The organism is Microbacterium sp. ACRRU (genome assembly GCF_022346945.1).
Lineage (GTDB): Bacteria > Actinomycetota > Actinomycetes > Actinomycetales > Microbacteriaceae > Microbacterium > Microbacterium mcarthurae.
This window is the reverse complement of sequence record NZ_JAKRNI010000001.1, coordinates 70,694-89,620: the sequence shown is the minus strand read 5'-3', so window position 1 is coordinate 89,620 and position 18,927 is coordinate 70,694. Positions and strand designations below refer to the sequence as shown.

General features: G+C 69.1%; 22 protein-coding genes. 12 read left to right on the top strand and 10 right to left on the bottom strand.

The window, feature by feature from the left end; all coding sequences use genetic code 11:
- Nucleotides 1–45: 45 nt before the first annotated feature.
- The gene (locus MHY30_RS00425) at nucleotides 46–1,365 is read left to right on the top strand and encodes a DNA recombination protein RmuC (RefSeq protein ID WP_239273212.1); all 1,320 of its coding nucleotides are present in this window, start codon (nucleotides 46–48) and stop codon (nucleotides 1,363–1,365) included.
- A 13-nt stretch (nucleotides 1,366–1,378) separates the two neighbouring features.
- Here MHY30_RS00425 and MHY30_RS00420 read toward each other — a convergent pair whose 3' ends face one another.
- Together MHY30_RS00420 and glpX are read right to left on the bottom strand one after the other, a co-directional pair.
- Entirely contained in the window at nucleotides 1,379–1,588 is a 210-nt protein-coding gene (locus MHY30_RS00420) for a UDP-N-acetylmuramyl pentapeptide phosphotransferase (protein ID WP_239273203.1), read from the bottom strand.
- Between the two features lie 253 nt (nucleotides 1,589–1,841).
- A complete protein-coding gene (gene glpX / locus MHY30_RS00415) occupies nucleotides 1,842–2,831 on the bottom strand; it encodes a class II fructose-bisphosphatase (protein WP_239273201.1) in 990 nt (329 codons plus the stop codon).
- 179 nt (nucleotides 2,832–3,010) lie between these two features.
- Here glpX and fbaA point away from each other — a divergent pair, with 179 nt between their 5' ends.
- Nucleotides 3,011–4,039, top strand: coding sequence for a class II fructose-bisphosphate aldolase (fbaA, locus tag MHY30_RS00410; protein ID WP_239273191.1), 1,029 nt, complete (start codon nucleotides 3,011–3,013; stop codon nucleotides 4,037–4,039).
- Nucleotides 4,040–4,144: 105 nt separating this feature from the next.
- Here fbaA and MHY30_RS00405 read toward each other — a convergent pair whose 3' ends face one another.
- From MHY30_RS00405 to MHY30_RS00385, 5 genes are read right to left on the bottom strand one after another with little or no spacing between them, the layout of a single operon-like run.
- Nucleotides 4,145–4,690 (bottom strand): MOSC domain-containing protein, encoded by a 546-nt coding sequence (locus MHY30_RS00405; protein WP_239273179.1) that lies wholly within the window; start codon nucleotides 4,688–4,690, stop codon nucleotides 4,145–4,147.
- 9 nt (nucleotides 4,691–4,699) lie between these two features.
- Nucleotides 4,700–5,410, bottom strand: a complete 711-nt coding sequence (locus MHY30_RS00400) for an anti-sigma factor (RefSeq protein ID WP_239273177.1) — start codon at nucleotides 5,408–5,410, stop codon at nucleotides 4,700–4,702.
- Complete coding sequence (locus MHY30_RS00395) at nucleotides 5,407–5,913, bottom strand: sigma-70 family RNA polymerase sigma factor (RefSeq protein WP_239273160.1); 507 nt, start codon at nucleotides 5,911–5,913, stop codon at nucleotides 5,407–5,409. Before MHY30_RS00395 ends, MHY30_RS00400 begins: the two co-directional genes overlap by 4 nt.
- Before the next feature lie 49 nt (nucleotides 5,914–5,962).
- Entirely contained in the window at nucleotides 5,963–6,502 is a 540-nt protein-coding gene (locus tag MHY30_RS00390) for a DUF6264 family protein (RefSeq protein ID WP_239273151.1), read from the bottom strand.
- Complete coding sequence (locus tag MHY30_RS00385; protein WP_239273142.1) at nucleotides 6,499–7,560, bottom strand: 4-hydroxy-3-methylbut-2-enyl diphosphate reductase; 1,062 nt, start codon at nucleotides 7,558–7,560, stop codon at nucleotides 6,499–6,501. The genes MHY30_RS00390 and MHY30_RS00385 overlap by 4 nt, the downstream gene beginning before the upstream one ends.
- 67 nt (nucleotides 7,561–7,627) lie before the next feature.
- Here MHY30_RS00385 and xseA point away from each other — a divergent pair, with 67 nt between their 5' ends.
- The 7 genes from xseA to MHY30_RS00350 are packed head-to-tail and all read left to right on the top strand — an operon-like array spanning nucleotide 7,628 to nucleotide 14,007.
- Entirely contained in the window at nucleotides 7,628–8,941 is a 1,314-nt protein-coding gene (xseA, locus tag MHY30_RS00380) for an exodeoxyribonuclease VII large subunit (RefSeq protein ID WP_239273132.1), read from the top strand.
- A gap of 1 nt (nucleotide 8,942) precedes the next feature.
- Nucleotides 8,943–9,182: an exodeoxyribonuclease VII small subunit gene (locus MHY30_RS00375; RefSeq protein WP_036328293.1), complete on the top strand. Its 240-nt coding sequence runs from the start codon at nucleotides 8,943–8,945 to the stop codon at nucleotides 9,180–9,182.
- Entirely contained in the window at nucleotides 9,182–9,814 is a 633-nt protein-coding gene (locus MHY30_RS00370; protein ID WP_239273123.1) for a DUF4245 family protein, read from the top strand. Before MHY30_RS00375 ends, MHY30_RS00370 begins: the two co-directional genes overlap by 1 nt.
- Before the next feature lie 8 nt (nucleotides 9,815–9,822).
- Nucleotides 9,823–10,470 (top strand): carbonic anhydrase, encoded by a 648-nt coding sequence (locus MHY30_RS00365; protein WP_239273105.1) that lies wholly within the window; start codon nucleotides 9,823–9,825, stop codon nucleotides 10,468–10,470.
- A gap of 33 nt (nucleotides 10,471–10,503) precedes the next feature.
- Entirely contained in the window at nucleotides 10,504–11,898 is a 1,395-nt protein-coding gene (locus tag MHY30_RS00360; RefSeq protein WP_239273089.1) for a class II fumarate hydratase, read from the top strand.
- 40 nt (nucleotides 11,899–11,938) lie between these two features.
- A complete protein-coding gene (locus MHY30_RS00355) occupies nucleotides 11,939–13,354 on the top strand; it encodes a HAMP domain-containing sensor histidine kinase (protein ID WP_239273078.1) in 1,416 nt (471 codons plus the stop codon).
- On the top strand, nucleotides 13,351–14,007 hold the full coding sequence (locus MHY30_RS00350; RefSeq protein WP_239273068.1) for a response regulator transcription factor: 657 nt from the start codon (nucleotides 13,351–13,353) through the stop codon (nucleotides 14,005–14,007). The genes MHY30_RS00355 and MHY30_RS00350 overlap by 4 nt, the downstream gene beginning before the upstream one ends.
- 290 nt (nucleotides 14,008–14,297) lie before the next feature.
- On the opposite strand, the gene MHY30_RS00345 is transcribed toward MHY30_RS00350, so the two are convergent.
- Both MHY30_RS00345 and MHY30_RS00340 read right to left on the bottom strand, forming a co-directional pair.
- Entirely contained in the window at nucleotides 14,298–15,632 is a 1,335-nt protein-coding gene (locus tag MHY30_RS00345; RefSeq protein WP_239274755.1) for a PhoH family protein, read from the bottom strand.
- A gap of 210 nt (nucleotides 15,633–15,842) precedes the next feature.
- Nucleotides 15,843–16,616, bottom strand: a complete 774-nt coding sequence (locus tag MHY30_RS00340; RefSeq protein WP_239274754.1) for an isoprenyl transferase — start codon at nucleotides 16,614–16,616, stop codon at nucleotides 15,843–15,845.
- A gap of 155 nt (nucleotides 16,617–16,771) precedes the next feature.
- Between MHY30_RS00340 and MHY30_RS00335 the strand changes: the two genes are divergently transcribed.
- Nucleotides 16,772–17,464 carry a hemolysin III family protein gene (locus tag MHY30_RS00335; protein ID WP_239274753.1) on the top strand — a complete coding sequence of 231 codons (693 nt, stop codon included), beginning with the start codon at nucleotides 16,772–16,774 and terminating at the stop codon, nucleotides 17,462–17,464.
- Between the two features lie 31 nt (nucleotides 17,465–17,495).
- Here the strand turns inward: MHY30_RS00335 and MHY30_RS00330 are convergent, their stop codons facing one another.
- Nucleotides 17,496–17,771 carry a hypothetical protein gene (locus MHY30_RS00330; protein WP_239273058.1) on the bottom strand — a complete coding sequence of 92 codons (276 nt, stop codon included), beginning with the start codon at nucleotides 17,769–17,771 and terminating at the stop codon, nucleotides 17,496–17,498.
- Nucleotides 17,772–17,833: 62 nt separating this feature from the next.
- Between MHY30_RS00330 and MHY30_RS00325 the strand changes: the two genes are divergently transcribed.
- Nucleotides 17,834–18,229, top strand: coding sequence for a DUF4307 domain-containing protein (locus tag MHY30_RS00325; protein WP_239273048.1), 396 nt, complete (start codon nucleotides 17,834–17,836; stop codon nucleotides 18,227–18,229).
- Nucleotides 18,230–18,339: 110 nt separating this feature from the next.
- On the top strand, nucleotides 18,340–18,831 hold the full coding sequence (gene greA, locus MHY30_RS00320; RefSeq protein ID WP_239273039.1) for a transcription elongation factor GreA: 492 nt from the start codon (nucleotides 18,340–18,342) through the stop codon (nucleotides 18,829–18,831).
- Nucleotides 18,832–18,927: the final 96 nt, after the last annotated feature.

The following is an 18,927-nucleotide window of genomic DNA, read 5'->3' as shown; positions in this document are numbered from 1 at the left end:
CGCGCGCATCCGGGCGATGTCGGAGGCCTGCGGCACACTGAGCTCATGGATGCCATCGCCCCGATCGTCGCGATCCTCGCCCTCGCCATCGGAGCCGGTGCGGGCTGGTTCCTCGGGTCCGCGCGGGCGACGTCGCGCGCCGCATCCGACCGGGCCGAGCTCGGGGCGCGCGTGGCCGCGGCCGACGCGGCGAAGGCCGGCCTCCAGGCCCAGCTCGAGCACCAGACCACGCTCTACCGCGACCTGGTGGGGCAGACCCGGGCCGAGCAGGCGGCGCGCGAAGAGCGCGAGCGCCGCGAGCAGACGGTCCTGCGCGCGCTCGACCCCGTGCGCGAGACGCTCGACGCGATGCAGCGCAAGGTCGATGGCCTCGAACGCGACCGTGTCGAACAGTACTCCGCGCTCGGCGAGCAGTTGCGCCTCTCCCGCGAGGCCGACGAGGCGCTGCGAGCGACCACCGAAGCGCTGGCCTCGGCCATGCGTTCGGGCAGCACCCGCGGCGTGTGGGGCGAGACCCAGCTGCGCCGCGTGGTCGAGGCCGCGGGCCTCACGCGGTACGTCGACTTCGACCTGCAGTCGTCGATCTCGTCGGACGCCGGCGCCGGACGCCCCGACATGGTCGTCCGGCTTCCGGGCGGCAAGGCCCTCGCGGTGGATGCCAAGGTCCCGCTCGACGCCTATCTGCAGGCCAGCGCGATCCCGGTGACGGCCGCCGGCGACGAGGGCGCACGCCGATCGGTTCTGATGACGAAGCACACGAAGGCGGTCCGTGCGCACGTTGACGCCCTGGCACGGAAGACGTACTGGGCCGGGCTGTCGACCAGCCCCGAGTTCGTCATCTGCTTCCTGCCGAGCGAGTCGCTGTTGTCGGCCGCGCTCAACGACGACCCGACCCTGCTCGAGTACGCCTTCACACGACGGGTGGCACTGGCCTCGCCCGTCAATCTCTGGGCGGTACTGAAGACCGTGGCCTTCACTTGGACGCAGCAAGACGTCTCCGACGAAGCTCGCTCGCTCTTCGCGCTCGGCACCGAACTGTACGAACGCGTCGGCGTGCTCGCGACCCACGCGAGCGACCTGCGTCGAGCGCTGGAGCGGACCGTCGACAGCTACAACAAGTTCGCCGGGTCGCTCGAGTCGCGCGTTCTCGTCACGGCGCGCAAGTTCCCCGGCATCGACGACACGAAGCTGGATGCCGTGGCGGCGCCGTCGGCCATCGAAACAGCACCGCGCCGCTGGACGGCACCGGAACTGATCCCGAGCCAGGGCGAAGACCAGACGAGCGTCAGAGACGACGACGGCGGTGTGACCCACGCCGATCTCGGCGCCGTCCGCGCGCGAGCGGGCCTCCCTCAGGACGAGTAGGAGTGAGCGCCGATCAAGAGCCGCCCGGAACCCAGCTGAGCAGGCTCACCACGGCCGCCGAGACGGCGACGAAGGCACCGACCATCCACCACGCGCTGATCTCGTGGCCCTCGTCGCGGCGCTTACGAAGAAGCACATCGGGACGGCGCGCGGGGTCAACGGCGCTGGCGATGACCGCCTGGGCACCTGTCTGAGGTGCGGTCGAGTTCGTCGGAGCTGCCATGGACGATCCCCCTTCGGGTCTCGGAAGAACGCAGCGTCGCCGTTGACACCGTTGCCAATTCTGCCAGACCGCCCTCTCCGCGGCAGTCACGCTTGCGCAACGACACGCCCGGCTGTACCTGCACGCCGGCTTCCTCTCCACAGGACTCCATCGCGCCGGCATCCGCCCCGCGAGCTGCGGCGCGGTGGTCGGCGCGATGAAGTCTCGGGGAACCGATCCGTCGGCCCCGCGCAGCGAGGGGGTCAGCGAGCGGTCAGAGCCACTTCGACGTGAGGTGTTCCGACGAGATGCGGCGCAGCGTGCCGGACGCGCCACGCAGCACGACGCTCTCGGTGTACACGAAGTCGCCCTCGCGGCGCACGCCCTGCACCAGTTGCCCGTCGGTGACGCCGGTGGCCACGAAGATCGTGTTCTTCCCGCGGACGAGGTCGTCGGCCTCGTACACCTCGCCGCCGACCTTCAGGCCGGCGTCGATGCCCTTCTGCTTCTCTTCGTCGTCACGCGGCGCGAGGACGCCCTGGATGTGCCCGCCGAGCGCCTTGATGGCGCACGCGGTGACGATGCCCTCGGGGCTCCCGCCGATACCGACACACATGTCGGTCCGTGCGTTGTGACGGGCGGCGTTGATGCCACCGGCCACATCACCGTCGCTCATGAGGCGCGTGCCGGCGCCGGCCTCACGGATCTCGGCGATGAGCTTCTCATGACGCGGCCGGTTGAGCACCGACACGACGATCTCGTCGACGGGCTTGCCGAGCGACTTGGCCAGCAGACGGATGTTCTCACCGATCGGCAGGCGGATGTCGACCACGCCGACCCCGGCGGGGCCGGTGACGAGCTTGTCCATGTAGAACACGCTGGACGCATCGAGCATCGTGCCGTGGTCGGAGACCGCGATCACCGACAGGGCGTTCTGTCGCCCGGCCGCCGTGAGTGATGTCCCGTCGATCGGGTCGACCGCGACATCGCACCGGGGACCGCGGCCGCTGCCCACGCGTTCACCGTTGAAGAGCATCGGAGCGTTGTCCTTCTCGCCCTCGCCGATCACGATCGTGCCGTCGAAGTTGACCGTGCTGAAGAAGGCTCGCATCGCGTCGACCGCCGCGCCGTCCGCGGCCTCCTTGTCGCCACGACCGATGAAAGGGACCGCGCGGATCGAGGCGGCTTCGGTCGCCCTCACCAGCTCGAGAGCCAGGTTCCGATCGGGATGCAAAGGACTCATGTCGGACGTCAGGCTCACCATGCGGCCCACTGTATGCGCCGCACGTGTGACATTCGAGGGTTTTGCTCCGCTTTCGGCCGAAGGAAACGGCATTCTTAACGCCACGCGAGAACGGACATGATCCTCGCGCTCTCGCGGCGTCACGAACGACGGCCTTCGCTAGAGTGACGATGTCCCCGTCACGACCAAGGAGCACCTCCATGCCCGTCGCCACCCCTGACCAGTACGCCGACATGCTGGACCGCGCGAAGGCCGGCAGCTTCGCGTACCCCGCGATCAACGTCTCGAGCTCGCAGACCATCAACGCCGTGCTCCAGGGCCTGACCGAGGCCGGCTCCGACGGCATCCTTCAGGTCACCACCGGTGGCGCCGACTACTTCGCCGGCCACACCGTCAAGGCCCGCGCGACGGGTGCGCTCGCGTTCGCGAAGTACGTCACCGAGGTCGCCAAGAACTACCCCATCACCGTGGCCCTTCACACCGACCACTGCCCGAAGGACGCCCTGCCCGGATTCGTTCTCCCCCTGCTGGAGGCCTCCGAGGAAGAGGTCAAGGCGGGACGCAACCCCATCTTCCAGTCGCACATGTGGGACGGGTCGGCCGTGCCGCTCGACGAGAACATCGACATCGCCGCCGAGCTCCTCCCCCGCATGAAGAACATCAACGCAATCCTCGAGATCGAGGTGGGCGTCGTCGGCGGCGAGGAGGACGGCGTCGCGCACGAGGGCTCCAACGAAGCGCTGTACACCACGGTCGCCGATGTGACGAAGGCCGTCGAGCGCCTCGGCCTCGGCGAGAACGGTCGCTACATCTCGGCCCTCACGTTCGGCAACGTGCACGGCGTGTACAAGCCCGGCGGCGTGAAGCTGCGCCCCGAACTGCTCGGCGAGATCCAGGACGGGATCGCCGCCAAGTTCGGCACCGGCCCCAAGCCCCTCGACCTGGTCTTCCACGGCGGCAGCGGCTCCACCGACGAGGAGATCGCGCTGGCCGTCTCGAACGGCGTCGTGAAGATGAACATCGACACCGACACGCAGTACGCCTTCACCCGTTCGATCGCCGGGTACATGTTCTCGAACTACGACGGCGTGCTCAAGGTCGACGGCGAGGTCGGGAACAAGAAGCAGTACGACCCGCGCGCGTGGGGCAAGATCGCCGAGTCGGCGATGGCCGTCCGCGTGGTCGAGGCCACGAAGCAACTCGGCTCCTTCGGCAAGTCGCAGGGCTGAGCCCCGCCAGGAACGCCCCGGCTCCGGCCGGGGCGTTCTTGCGTCCGGCATCCGGGTTCCGCGAGACGGACACGCGACACCGCGGGCAGGACGCACGCGGCCGGCTCAGGCGCGGTACATCTCCAGGACCGTGGGCGCGCCGGAGGGCGACGACACGATTGTCACCGGATCGCCCGCGCGGACCTCACCGGCGCGTCGAACGCGCAGGTATGCACCGAGACGGCCCTCATCCGAGAACCGCTTGACCCACCCGCGAGCGGCGGCACCACCCACCCAGCGGGCGAACGTCGCACAGGGCGTGCGCGGCATCGTCACCTCCACTTCGACGCTGTCACCGATGCGCCACACTTCGCCGATGCGTGCGCCGTTGACATCGATGCCCTCCAGTCGCAGGTTCTCGCCGAACCAGCCGGGGGCCAGCTCGCGACCGAGTTCGCGCTCCCAGAACTCGGCGTCGTCCTGCGCGTAGGCGTACACGGCCTTGTCGGGCCCACCGTGGTGCTTCCGGCTCGCCTGAACGTCCGCACGAACGCCGAGGCGCCCAATACGCACGGCGCCCTCGACGGCACGCTTGTCGATCGCGGTCACCCCGACCGACCCGGCATCGGGGCGAAGAGCATGGACAGCGCACACGGCGACGAGGCTTGGCATCCGTCGATGCTAAGGGGTGTCGAACTCCCGGCGCATGACGACGCGATCGCCGTCGACGGTGCGGATCTCGATGGCGTCGATCCGGGATGCCGCCACGTCCGTCCCGGCGCTCAGCTCGGTCGTCGAGCCGGGCCCCGCGCGCCAGGTCGAGAGCATCGTGGTCGCACCGGCATCGTCCGTCACGGCGAGAGCGTACGGCCAACCGCCGGGGGGCGCGTCCAGAACCTCACCGGTGTACTCGCAGACGAGATCGATACGCGTCCCCCAGTCGACGGGGGTGAGTCGCACCGACGCTTCCAACGGCGCCCCGGCGACGTCGTCGAGCGCGTAGACGGTGCCGGCGATGTCGGCCGGTGCGCTCGTGAGCGCGATGACGCTCGGCACCGCGATGACCAGCGCGGCGGCAGCGGCGGCGCCGGCCCACAGAGCGACCGCCCGGTGGCGACGGCGGCGCGCCGTGCGCACGAAGCGGCCACGAAGGGCGGGGTCGGGGTCGGTCGGTCGGTCACGCCGAACCGGATCGGACGCGTCGATCGCCACGGCCCGCTCGGCCGAGAGTCGGGACAGCAGCCCGGCGGTGGGAGCGAGTTCGGCCACGGCGGATCGGCACAGGACGCATCCCTCGAGATGCCGCTCGAACTCGCCGCGGTCGGCGGCCGACAGCGCGCCCAGGACGTAGGCGCCGTCCCACGTCGCGAATCGTTCGTGTTCGAGGTTCACCGGGTCACCCCCCGTTCCTGCAGAGCGAGCCGCAGCGCGCGTACGGCGTAGTGCAGCCGGGACTTCACCGTTCCGGCCGGGATCCCCAGCTCCTCCGCCGCCTGGGCGACGCTGCGGCCGCCGTAGTAGGCGGCCACGATGACCGCGCGGTGATCGGGCGTCAGCGTCGCCAGCGCCTCCTCCACGAGGAGCGCGTCGAACATGGCATCCGTGTCGTCTCCGCTCGGCGCCTCCGGGAGCTCGTCCACGGGCAGCTCATGGCGACGACGCGCACTCCGAGCCTCGTCGATGACGAGATTGCGGGCGACCGTGAACATCCACGACCGAAGCCGCGACGGGTCGTCCGCCATGACCCGCGGCGTGCGCCACGCCCGGAGCAGGGTCTCCTGCACGACGTCGTCCGCTCCCGCATGGTCGCCGGTGAGACTCACGACGTAACGCCAGACCGGCGCGGCATGCGCGTCGTACAGCGCGGTCAACTGGGCATGGTCGTTGCGCGCCACCGCCGGCCTCCTCTCGTCGAAGAGAACACGGGATGCCGCGCCCGACGGTTCAGTTCGCGACGACGCCGGTGAGGGCGGAGAGGAAGGCCGGGTCGGCCGTGAGGGCGATCGTGACGCACACGCCCGCCAGAAGCGTCGTGGCGACGAATCCCACGAGCGGGATCCAGAACGCGATGCGGCCGCGACGCAGTCGACGCCACGTGAGCCACGCCGTGAGAACGTACCCGACGCCGTAGATCACGGAGGCAGCGGCACCCCAGACGTAACCCGCGGAGAGCGCGGTGTACGTCGCATCGACGCCGAGGATCTGAGCGGCGCGTTCGGCATATCCGGGGAAGTCCTGCAGCTGCACGATCGTCGACACGATCGACACGAGCCCGTAGGCCAACAGCACGAACGTGGCGATCCGATCGGCGAGCGGACCGCGGACGCGGGGGGCGGAATCGGCGGCGGGTGCCGGCTCGGCGGGCGGGGCGACGCCCGCCTCGAGCGCCTCGGTGACCTCGGGACGCTGGATCCGCGCGCGCTGCTCTTCGGGCGTGGCGTACTCGCCGTACTGGGGACGGGGGCGCGACTCGCCGTCGCTCACGCGCGCCCCCGACCACCCAGGGCGCGCTGATCGCGCTTGCCGGAGGCATCCTGGCGCAGCTCCTTGGGGAGCGAGAACATCAGGTCTTCCTCGGCCGTGCGAACCTCTTCGACGTCGCGGTAGCCGGCACCGGCGAGCTCTTCGAGCACTTCGGTGACGAGTACCTCGGGTACCGACGCGCCGCTGGTGACACCCACCGTCTCGACGCCCTCGAGCCACTCCTGACGGACCTCGTCGACGTAGTCGACACGATAGGCCGCCTTCGCGCCGTGCTCGAGCGCGACCTCGACGAGGCGAACGCTGTTGGACGAGTTCGCCGAACCGACGACGATCACCAGGTCGGCGTCGCGCGCGACCTTCTTGATCGCGACCTGGCGGTTCTGCGTGGCGTAGCAGATGTCATCGGACGGCGGATCCTGCAGCTCGGGGAACCGCAGCCGCAACCGGCGGACGGTCTCCATGGTCTCGTCCACGGAGAGCGTCGTCTGCGACAGCCACACGACCTTGGACGGATCGCGGACCTCGACCGTGTCGGCGTGCTCGGGCGAGTTCACCACGGTGACGTGTTCGGGCGCCTCGCCGGCGGTGCCCTCGACCTCCTCGTGTCCGTCGTGACCGATCAGGAGGATCTCGAAGTCGTCGCGAGCGAATCGGACGGCCTCGCGATGCACCTTGGTCACGAGCGGACAGGTCGCATCGATCGCCTGCAGGTGCCGGTCGGATGCCGCGGACACCACCGCGGGCGACACCCCGTGCGCGCTGAAGACGACGTGGGAGCCCTCGGGCACCTCGTCGACCTCTTCGACGAAGATCGCGCCCTTCTTCTCCAGCTCGGTGACGACGTGGATGTTGTGCACGATCTGCTTGCGCACGTACACCGGCGCGCCGTAGCGCTCGAGCGCCTTCTCGACGGCGATGACGGCCCGATCGACACCCGCGCAGTAGCCGCGTGGTGCTGCGAGCAGCACCTTCTTCTGTCCGCGGACCGGGATATCCTGGAGCCGCCCGCGTCGACCCGGGATTCGGGGAACGGGCAGGTGGACGGCAGGTGAGCTCACCCCTCGATTCTACCGGGGCGCCCCTGAACGACGGCCGACCGCCCACCATCGAACCTGACGAGAGACCATGACCTCCTTCCGACCCGAAGCCGTCGAGGGGCAGGCGCCCCCCGCCGACTCCGTGCACCCGCGCGAGTCGCGGAACGATGCGCCCACGTCGGTGTCACGGCTGAACGACACCATCCGCGGGTTCATCGAGCGGTGGGGCTCGGTGTGGGTCGAGGGTGAGATCACGTCATTCAATCGACGCGGCGGCAACGTCTTCGGGCGCCTGAAGGATCTGGGCAGCGATTCGACCGTCGCGTTCCGCATCTGGTCGAGCACGCTCGCTCGACTGCCGAAGGACTTCGAAGTCGGCGACCATGTCGTCGCGTGCGTCAAGGCCGACTACTTCCCCCGCACCGGCGACTTCTCCTTCTCCGTGTCGGCGATGCGTCACGTCGGTCTCGGTGAGCAGCTCGAGCGCCTCGAACGTCTGCGCGTGCAGCTGCGCTCCGAGGGCCTTTTCGACTCCCGCCGCAAGAAACCGTTGCCCTTCCTTCCGCACTGCATCGGCCTCATCACGGGCGAGAACTCGGACGCCGAGAAAGACGTGCACCGCAACGCCGAGCTGCGGTGGCCGCACGTTCGCTTCCGCACGCGCTACGCCGCCGTGCAGGGTGACCGGTGCGTCCCCGAGACGCTCGCGGCGCTGAAGGCGCTGGATGCCGACCCCGAGGTCGATGTCATCGTCATCGCGCGCGGCGGCGGCGATCCGCAGACGCTGCTGGGGTTCAGCGACGAGCGCCTCGTGCGCGCCGTGGCGGCGGCATCCACTCCGATCGTGAGCGCCATCGGACACGAGAACGACCGCCCTCTCCTCGACGATGTCGCCGACGTCCGCGCGTCCACGCCGACGGATGCCGCCAAGCGCGTAGTGCCGGACGTCAGCGAGCAGCGTGCGGTGGTGGCGCAGCTGCGGGCTCGCCTGACCGGTCGGCTCACGCAGCGCGTGCTTCACGATATCGCCCAGCTGGAGCAGCTGCGTTCGCGGCCGGCGTTGCGCACCCCGCACACGATGCTGACCGCGCGCGCCCAGGACGTGTGGATGCTGTCGACCCGCGGTCGCGACGTCGTGGACCGACGTCTGCAGGCCGAGGATCGCCGGACGCGGGAGCTGCGGGCCTCGCTGCGCGCGCTCTCACCCGAGGCCACGCTCGCGCGCGGCTACGCCATCGCTCAGGTGGAGGGTGGGGGCATCGTTCGCGACGCCGCGCAGGCGCCCGCCGGCTCGCGTGTGGTGGTCACCGTCGCCGAAGGGGCCTTCGGCGCCTCCTCCACGGGTGCGATCACGCCCGATGACTCCCCCTCCGTCGGCGGCCCGCCCGCCGGTCACGCCTAGAATGGATGCCATGACCGCGACGCCCTCCGGCCCCTCCGCCGACGTCGCGTCCCTGTCCTTCGAGCAGGCCCGCGACGAACTCGTCCGCGTGGTCGCCGAACTCGAGCAGGGCGCGCCCACGTTGGAGGAGTCGCTGGCGCTCTGGGAGCGCGGCGAGCAGCTGTCCGCTCGCTGCGAAGAGTGGCTGCTCGGGGCGAAACGCCGGCTCGATGCCGCTCGCGGCGAGGGCGAGGAATCCTGATGGGTCGCGTCGTCGCCGAGCTCGGCCGCCCCGAGACTCCGGAAGAGACGGCGGCCCGCAAGGCCGAGTCCTCCCGCCGATACCGCTCGAGCAAGACCTTCCGCAATCTCCTGGCTGCGCTGCTGGTGACGGTCGCCGTCGTTCTCGTCGTCATCGCTGCCGTTCCGCGAGGCACACCGGCCCCGCGCCCCGAGCCCGATGTCCCCGCTCTCGCGGCGGACCTGTCCGACGACCTCGGTCGGCCCGCCCTCTCCCCTCAGCTGCCCGACGGATGGCGCGTCAATCAGGCGGCCACCGAAGGACAGGGCGGCATCGAGGCGTGGACCATGGTGTACGTCCGCTCCGGCGAGTCCGGTTTCGTGCGCGTCGCGCAGGGACTCGATACCGGGGAGGAGTGGGTCGCGCAGGTGCTCGGCGGCGCCCCGCGCACGGACTCCATCGAGATCGACGGGATCGCGTGGGATGTCTACGAACCCAGCGATCCCGAACGAGCCGGCAACATCACCTACGCGCTCTCGACCCCGGCCGGACCCGATCAGGTGTTGATCTACGGAGACGCGAGCCCCGAAACCACGGCCATCGCGGCAGCGTCCGTCACCGCGCAGGTGAAAGAACTGAGAGAGATTTCGTGAACGATCGCATGACCCCGCGCGCTGTATGGAACCAGATGCTCGAGGGCAATCGGCGTTTCGTGTCCGGTGAGCCTGCGCACCCGCGCCAGGACGTCGAACGCCGCACCGAACTCGCCAGCTACCAGCGTCCGAACGCCGCCTTGTTCGGATGCTCCGACTCCCGCCTCGCGGCCGAGATCATCTTCGATCAGGGACTCGGTGATCTCTTCGTCGTCCGCAACGCCGGTCAGGTGATCTCCGACTCGGTGATCGGCAGCCTCGAGTACGCCGTGGGCGTGCTCGAGGTCCCGCTCATCGTGGTGCTCGCGCACGACGCCTGCGGCGCGGTCGGGGCAGCGATCGACAGCACCGGCGTCGACGCTCCCACGCTTCCCGCCTACATCTGGCGACAGATCGCCCCCATCGTTCCCGCGGTCCGTCGCGTCCAGCGGAGCGAAGCCGAGGCGGGGCACACCCCCGAGCGCATCGACCCCGAGCTGGTGGGCCGCGAGCACCTGCGCCACACGGTGGCAGACCTGCTGCGCGCCTCCGAACTGATCAGCGAGGCCGTCGCCGATGGCCGGGTCGCGGTCGTGGGCGCCAACTACCGACTCGACGACGGGGAAGCCGTCCCCGTCGTGAGCGTCGGCGACGTGGACGAGTCCCGCGCCGCCTGACAACGCACCACAACGATCTGGAGGAACGACGACGTGACCGACATCGAGTACCGCATCGAGCACGACACCATGGGTGAGGTGCGGGTGCCGAAAGACGCCCTCTACGCCGCGCAGACGCAGCGCGCGGTCGAGAACTTCCCCATCTCGGGCTCGGGGCTGGAATCGACGCAGATCGCGGCGCTCGCCCGCATCAAGAAGGCCGCCGCGCAGGCGAACAAAGACCTCGGCACGCTCGACCCGCGTATCGCCGACGCGATCGCGCAGGCGGCCGACGAAGTGATCACCGGTGCGCACGACGCGCACTTCCCAGTCGACACTTACCAGACCGGCAGCGGCACCTCGTCGAACATGAACATGAACGAGGTGCTCGCCACCCTCGCCACCCGAATTCTCGGCGAGACCGTGCACCCCAACGATCACGTCAACGCCTCGCAGTCGTCCAACGACGTCTTCCCCACCTCCGTGCACATCGCCGTCACGCAGGCTCTCATCGACGACCTGATCCCCGCGCTCGACCACCTGTCCGTCGCGCTCGAGGCCAAGGCCGAGGCATGGAAGGGCATCGTCAAGTCCGGGCGCACCCACCTCATGGATGCCACCCCGGTCACGCTCGGCCAGGAATTCGGCGGGTACGCGCGCCAGATGCGTCTCGGGATCGAGCGTGTTCAGGCCGTCCTCCCCCGCGTGGGCGAAGTGCCCCTCGGGGGGACGGCCGTCGGAACGGGGATCAACACGCCGCTCGGCTTCCCGCAGAAAGTCATCGAGCTGCTCGCCGCCGAGACCGAACTGCCGATCACCGAGGCGAAGGACCACTTCGAGGCTCAGGCCAACCGCGACGGTCTGGTCGAGGCATCCGGCGCCCTGCGGACGATCGCGGTGTCGCTGACGAAGATCAACAACGACATCCGCTGGATGGGCTCCGGTCCCAACACGGGCCTCGGAGAACTGCACATCCCCGACCTGCAGCCGGGTTCGTCGATCATGCCGGGAAAGGTCAACCCGGTCGTCCCCGAAGCCACACTCATGGTCTGCGCCCGCGTCATCGGCAATGACGCCACCGTCGCCTGGGCCGGCGCCTCCGGGTCGTTCGAGTTGAACGTCGCGATCCCCGTCATGGGGACGGCGCTGCTGGAGTCGATCCGTCTGCTCTCCAACGCCATGCGCGTCCTGGCCGACAAGACCATCGACGGTCTGGAGGCCAACGTCGCCCGCGCCGAGGCGTTCGCCGGCATGTCGCCGTCGATCGTCACGCCGCTGAACAAGGTCATCGGTTACGAAGCCGCCGCGAAGATCGCCAAGCACTCGGTTGCCAAGGGCATCACGGTCCGCGAGGCCGTCATCGACCTCGGCTACGTCGAGCGCGGCGAGATCACCGAAGAGGTGCTCGACGCCAAGCTCGATCTGCTGTCGATGACCCACCCGGGCTGACGCGCACCGGCACGACGCCGAGGAGCGCCATAATCAGAGGATGAGCCGCCGCACGAGAGCAGTGTCGGCGCGCGTACGGCTCCTCGCGGCGATCCTCGGCGTCGTCCTGCTCGGGTTGATCATCACGGGCGGCGTGACGTTCTTCGTGCAGAGCGAACGCGCGACCGCCAACGCCGAGCGACAACTCGACGGGTTCGTGTCGACCGTCGCCTCCAGCGAGCAGGATGCCGTCGCGCTGGTCGCGGCGGCCGTACCGGGGCGAACGGATGGGACCCTGGCGCTTCGCGACGGCACCGTGGTCGCGACAACTCCCGCCCCTCCCGGTCTCGCTCTGTCCGGTGACGAGACGTTCCTCGACGGTCTCACCGACGCCCTGGAGAGCGGTGACACTCGGGGCGAGCTCCCCAGTGCCATCGGCCCGTTGCGGTTCGCGGCCGTCGTGGACGGCGATACCGCTGTCGTGCAGGCCATCTCGATGGATCAGCGTCGGGAGCTGGTCACCCTGTCCACCACGACCTACGCGATCGCCGGCACGATCGTCCTTCTCGCGGTCGCGGTGGCGGGTTGGTTCGTCACCGGGCGGCTGTTCTCGCCGCTGCGCAAGCTGCGCGACACCACCGACGCGATCACGATCGCCGATCTCGGCACTCGATTCACCACCGACGGCGACGACGAGATCGCAGGGCTCACCGCGTCGGTGAACTCGATGCTCGACCGTCTGGCGATGTCGGTCGAGGCGCAGCGTCAGCTGCTCGACGATGTCCGGCACGAGCTCAAGACGCCGATCACGATCGTGCGAGGACACCTCGAGACCATGGACCCCGCCGACCCCCACGACGTCATCGAGACACGCGACCTCGGCATCGCCGAACTCGACCGGCTCTCGCGTCTCGTCGACGACATCGACGCGCTCGCGGCGGTGGAGGCCGGGTCCTTGTCGACGGGGGTCGTCGATGTCTCGGCCCTCACCGACCGAGTGGCGGAGATGGTCGCCGCGATCCCCGAGCACACGTGGACGGTGGAGGCCCGGGGACGCGGCCGGATCGTCGGCGACCACGACCGCCTCGTGCAGGCGTGGTTGCAGTTGGCCGACAATGCCGCCAAGTACACGCCCGCGGGCAGCCCCATCGAGATCGGCAGCTCCACCGACGGAACGACGGCCAGCCTGTGGGTGCGCGATCACGGTCCCGGCATCCCTCCGGCCGCGCGACACCGGGTGTTCCGGCGGTTCGATCGCGTGTCCACTCGGCGAGGGATCGATGGCTCCGGACTGGGACTGTCGATCGTGGATGCCATCGCCAAGGCGCACGACGGACACTGCGCGATCACGGACACCCCCGGAGGCGGCGCGACCTTCACGTTGCACGTTCCCCTGGGCGGCGCGCACGCTCCCACCGACCTGCCGACGCCGGTTCGTGCCGGCGACGTGGTGCTGCAGAGAGAGGCCACCGGATGACCCGCATCCTCATCGCCGAAGACGAAGAGCGCATCTCGGCGTTCGTGGCGAAAGGACTGGTGTCCGCCGGGTATCAGACCCTGATCGTCGACGACGGCGCAGACGCCTTGGAGACCGCCCTGACGGGCGACGTCGATCTCGTCCTGCTCGACGTGGGCTTACCGACCATGGACGGCTTCGAGGTGCTGCGCAGCCTGCGCGGTCAGGGCTCGTCCCTGCCGGTCATCATGCTGACGGCCCGCACCAGCACACGCGACACCGTCGACGGCCTGGATGCCGGAGCGAACGACTATGTGGCCAAGCCGTTCAAGTTCGATGAGCTGCTGGCGCGCGTGCGATCCCGGCTGCGCGAGCCGGTCACGCTGGGGAGCATCACCGTCTCGCACGGCGAGGTCTCGCTCGACGTGCTCAGCCGTCGGGCGACGGTCGGAGGACGCGAGATCGACCTCAGCGCTCGCGAGTTCGCCCTCGCGGAGGAGTTCGTGCGGCATGCCGGCCAGGTGCTGAGCCGAGAACAGCTCCTCAGCCGCGTCTGGGGCTTGGACTTCGATCCCGGCTCGAACGTCGTGGACGTGTACGTGCGGTACCTTCGCGCGAAGTTCGGCGCGGCACGCATCGTGACGGTGCGCGGCGCCGGTTACCGCTGGGAGTAGCCCCCCGGAAACCCAAAAGCCCCCGGTGGGGGGAACCGGGGGCTGGGGAGATCGACTGCGGCGGTCTTCCGTCGTACCCGAAACGCCGGTGACCTGCTCGATGAGCCGACCTCTTATTCATTTATGGGGGGAACCGCCGAGGCGGAGACGAGGTCTCCCTCGCCGATGACTCCATCGTGGCCGCTGCACGTGAGATGCGAAGAAGCTGGAGATGAGAAAGCTCTCATGAGCGCCCGGGCAGAGAGAAGGGGCCGGGATGCCTGGCATCCCGGCCCCTCATCGAGTCGACCTCAGGAGAGCTCGCCGGCCTCCAACAGGTCGGTCACGAGCGCGGCGATCGCCGAGCGCTCGGAGCGCGTGAGCGTGACGTGCCCGAACAGCGCGTGCCCCTTGAGCGTCTCGATGACCGATGCGACCCCGTCGTGGCGTCCCACCCGCAGGTTGTCACGCTGTCCGACGTCGTGGGTGAGAACGACGCGGGAGTTCTGTCCGATGCGGCTGAGCACGGTCAGGAGGACGTTGCGTTCGAGCGACTGCGCCTCGTCGACGATGACGAACGCGTCGTGCAGCGAGCGCCCGCGGATGTGCGTCAGCGGGAGCACTTCGAGGAGGCCTCGCGCGAGCACCTCTTCGAGGACGTTCCCCGACACCACGGAACCGAGCGTGTCGAACACCGCCTGACCCCACGGGTTCATCTTCTCGGCCTGATCGCCGGGGAGGTAGCCCAACTCCTGTCCCCCGACCGCGAACAGCGGGCGGAACACGATGATCTTCTTCTGCTGCTGCCGCTCCAGCACCGCCTCGAGGGCCGCGCACAACGCGAGCGCCGACTTGCCGGTACCCGCCCGACCCCCGAGCGACACGATGCCCACGTCGGGATCGAGCAGCAGGTCGATGGCGATGCGCTGCTCAGCCGAGCGCCCGTGCAGACCGAAGGCGTCGCGGTCGCCGCGGACCAGACGGAACTCCCCGTCGCCGGTGACGCGGCCGAGCGCCGATCCGCGCTCGGAGTGGATGATGAGGCCGGTGTTCACCGGGAGGCCGCGGACGTCCTCGCTCACGGCCACCTCGGCCTCGTAGAGGTCGCTGAGGTCGTCGCCGGACACGTCGATCGAGGCGATGCCCGTCCAGCCGGAGTCCATCGCCTGTTCCGCGAGGTACTCCTCCGCCGACAGCCCCAGCGAGGAGGCCTTCACGCGCATCGGAAGATCCTTCGACACGACGGTGACCTCGGCGCCGTCACGGGCGATGTTCATGGCCACGGCCAGGATGCGACTGTCATTGTCGCCGAGGCGCATCCCCGAGGGCAGGACCGAGGGGTCGGTGTTGTTCAACTCCACGCGCAGGGTGCCGTCGGTGCCGACCGGAACGGGGAAGTCCAGCCGGCCGTGCTCGATACGGAGTTCGTCGAGATGCCGCAGCGCTTGCCGTGCGAAGTAGCCGATCTCGGGATCGTGGCGTTTGCCCTCGAGCTCGGTGATCACGACGACCGGGATCACGACCGAATGCTCGGCGAAACGGAAGAACGCCCGCGGGTCGCTCAACAGGACCGAGGTGTCCAGAACATACGTGCGCAGAGCCTGATCGGCTGAGGCATCCGGTTCCGAAACACTGCTGTCGACGATGTTCCGCTGGTCGTACGGTGCTCGTGCAGTCACAACCCACTCCCGACCCGGGTGTCTCACCCGGCACTCACGAGTCGACCTGTGGGTCACGAGTCGCGATCCGAAGGCCGACTCGACCGGGCTCCGTGCCCGATGACCTCACCGTAAGGCCTGAAACGCACCGCGGGGCGCGCGAACACGCCCGGAAAAGTGACGAGTACGTTAACGCTGCTACTGCCCGAATCGTCGATCGCGGGTCGCGAAATCGCGGATCGCCCGGAGGAAGTCGACCTCGCGCAGATCGGGGCCGAGCGCCTCGACGAAGTAGAACTCGGAATGCGCGGACTGCCACAGCAGGAAGTCGCTCAACCGCTGCTCGCCCGAGGTGCGGATGACCAGATCGGGGTCGGCCTGTCCCCCGGTGTAGAGGTGCTCACCGATCTGCTCCGGCGTCAGACTCGCGGCGAGCTCTTCGAGCGACCCGCCCTGTTCGTCGTGCTTCGCGATGATGCTGCGCACCGCGTCGACGATCTCGCTGCGGCCGCCGTAGCCGACGGCGAGGTTCACGTGCAGACCGGTGTGCGAACGCGTGCGGTCGGTGACCTCGTGCAACACCTCGGCGAGCGCCGGGGGGAGATCGTCGGAGCGTCCGACATGCTGCACGCGCCAATCCGGTTCGTGCGACAGCTCGCGTGCCAGCTCGGCGATGATGTCGATGAGATCGTCCAGCTCGCGCGAATCCCGTTTGCGCAGATTGTCGTTGGACAGCAGATACAGCGACACGACCTGGATGCCGAGATCGTCGCACCACCGCAGGAACTCGTGCATCTTGGCGGCCCCGGCACGGTGCCCGTGGGCCGCACTGTCGAAGCCGAGCTGACGCGCCCATCGCCGATTGCCGTCGATCATCATCGCCACGTGGTGTGGAACCGTCGCCGGCATCCGGCGCCGCAGGCGCGAGATGTAGAGCCGGTAGAGGGGTCCTCGCCCCTCGTTCCTCCGCATGCGCGCCACCCGCCTACGCTACCGCGTCGCGGCCTCGGATTCCCGTGCGAAGTGCGCGTCACCTCCCCCGACGTCGCCGGCATGTACGGACCCGGGTATGCGGAGCGACGTAGGGTCGAAGGGTGACACTTCCCCCCTCCGGCGACGGCCCCGAGATGCCCCAGCTCCCCCTTCTGGAAGCCGGGGCGGTCGGAGCGCAAGCGGACCTCAAGCCCACGTGGCGCGGATGGATCCATGCCGGCACGTTCCCCGTCGCGATCGCCGCGGGAATCGTCCTCATCTGCCTTGCGCAGGGGGCTCCCGCGAAATGGGCGTCCGCGGTGTTCATGGCCACGTCGATGCTTCTGTTCGGCAACTCGGCCCTGTACCACCGGTTCAACTGGAAGCCGAAGACCAGAGCGGTGCTCAAGCGCATCGACCACGCGAACATCCTGCTGTTGATCGCCGGCACCTACACCCCGCTCGCGGTGCTGGCGCTCCCCACGCCGCAAACAGTGCTGCTGCTCTCGATCGTGTGGGGAGGAGCGATCCTGGGCATCTTCTTCCGGGTGTTCTGGATCCACGCGCCCCGATGGCTGTACGTCGCCCTGTACCTCGCGCTCGGGTGGGCAGCCGTGATGTACATCGGCGACCTGCTGGCCGCCAATGTGGCCATGATGGTCCTCGTCGTGGTCGGTGGCCTGCTCTACACCGCCGGCGCGGTCGTGTACGCGCTGAAGCGCCCGAACCCGTGGCCGGGACACTTCGGGTTCCACGAGATCTTTCACGTCTGCACGGTGCTGGCGTTCCTCTGCCACTGGACGGCGTGCCTGCTGATCGCGCTCGCGCCCGCCTACCACGGCGGCTGATCACGCGGATGCCGCTGTCGCGGCGACCTCCTCAGCCGCGCGGGGCGGCGGGGTCGATGTCTTCGTCGTCGGTCTCGCTGGCGGCCTGAGCGGCACGGGCCTGCTCTTCCGCGTCCAACTCGGCGTTGACCTCTTCGCGATACCGCCCACGACGGATGCGACGCAGCATGTCCCACACCAGGAAGAAGACCGCGACGCCGATGAAGGCGATCGCCGCGAACCCGATCGGGCCCGGCGTGACGATCGAGGGGTCGGGGGTCGACGCGGGGGTGGGCGTGGCCGCGAGGGCCGCGAGCGCGGTGAGCATGGAGTCCTTCGTCCGGGCGGAAGCGCGTAGCCTGGAACTCCAGCCTAAAGCCCGAGGAGACCATGACGACGCAGGCCATGCTCGATGAGCGATACGGACGCGCCCGATCGCCGCGGCGCCGCATCGTTCTGTGGAGTGTCGTGGGCGTGCTCGGCGTCGGTCTCACGGCGGCCCTGGCGTGGACGACCGTGTCGAACAGCCTGGCATCCGTCACCGCCACCGACACCGGCTTCACCGTCGCGGATGCCGAAAGTGTGACGGTGTCCTTCCAGATCACCGCGCCGGTGGGGCAGCCGGTGGCCTGTGCGATCGAGGCGCAGGACGAAGACCACGGAACGGTCGGCTGGCGCGTCGTGGAGTACCCGGCATCCGACGATCACAGTCGCGCTTTCACCGAGGAGATCCCCACCCTCGCCCTGGCGACCACGGGTTTTGTCAACTCTTGTTGGGTGCCGTAGGCTTTTTGCTCAAGACGCGCCCCGGCTCGATGCCGGGGCGTTCGACATATTCCCGGCGGGCGCCCATGGATCGCGCCGCATCGCCGGCCCGAACGACGAAGGAGACCACCGTGTCCAGCGACGCTCAGGTGACGTTCCTCACCCAGGATGCCTACGACCGTCTCGCCCACGAGCTCGAGCACCTCTCGACCACGGGCCGCGAAGAGATCGCCAAGCGCATCGAAGCCGCTCGTGAAGAGGGCGATCTGAAGGAGAACGGCGGCTACCACGCCGCCAAGGACGAACAGGGAAAGCAGGAGGCGCGCATCCGCACCCTGCAGCAGCTGCTGAAGAGCGCCAAGGTCGGCGAAGCGCCCGAGAGCACGGGCGTCGTCGAGTCCGGCACCGTCGTGACCGCGCTCATCGCGGGGGGCGAGGAGAAGTTCCTTCTCGGCAATCGGGAGATCGCGGCCGACTCGGAACTCGACGTCTACAGTGAAGCCTCCCCCCTGGGTGAGGCGATCCTGGGGATGAAAGAGGGCGACAGCGGCTCCTACACCGCGCCCAACGGCAAGCAGATCTCCGTCGAGATCGTGAAGGTCGAAACCTACTCCGGCCAGTGACTCGACCATCGCGAGCCGCTCCCCCCGTCGGGGTGAGCGGCTCGCGGTGTTTCCGCCAGGGATCGGGGGCGACGAAGACGTCCGCCCTCGATCACT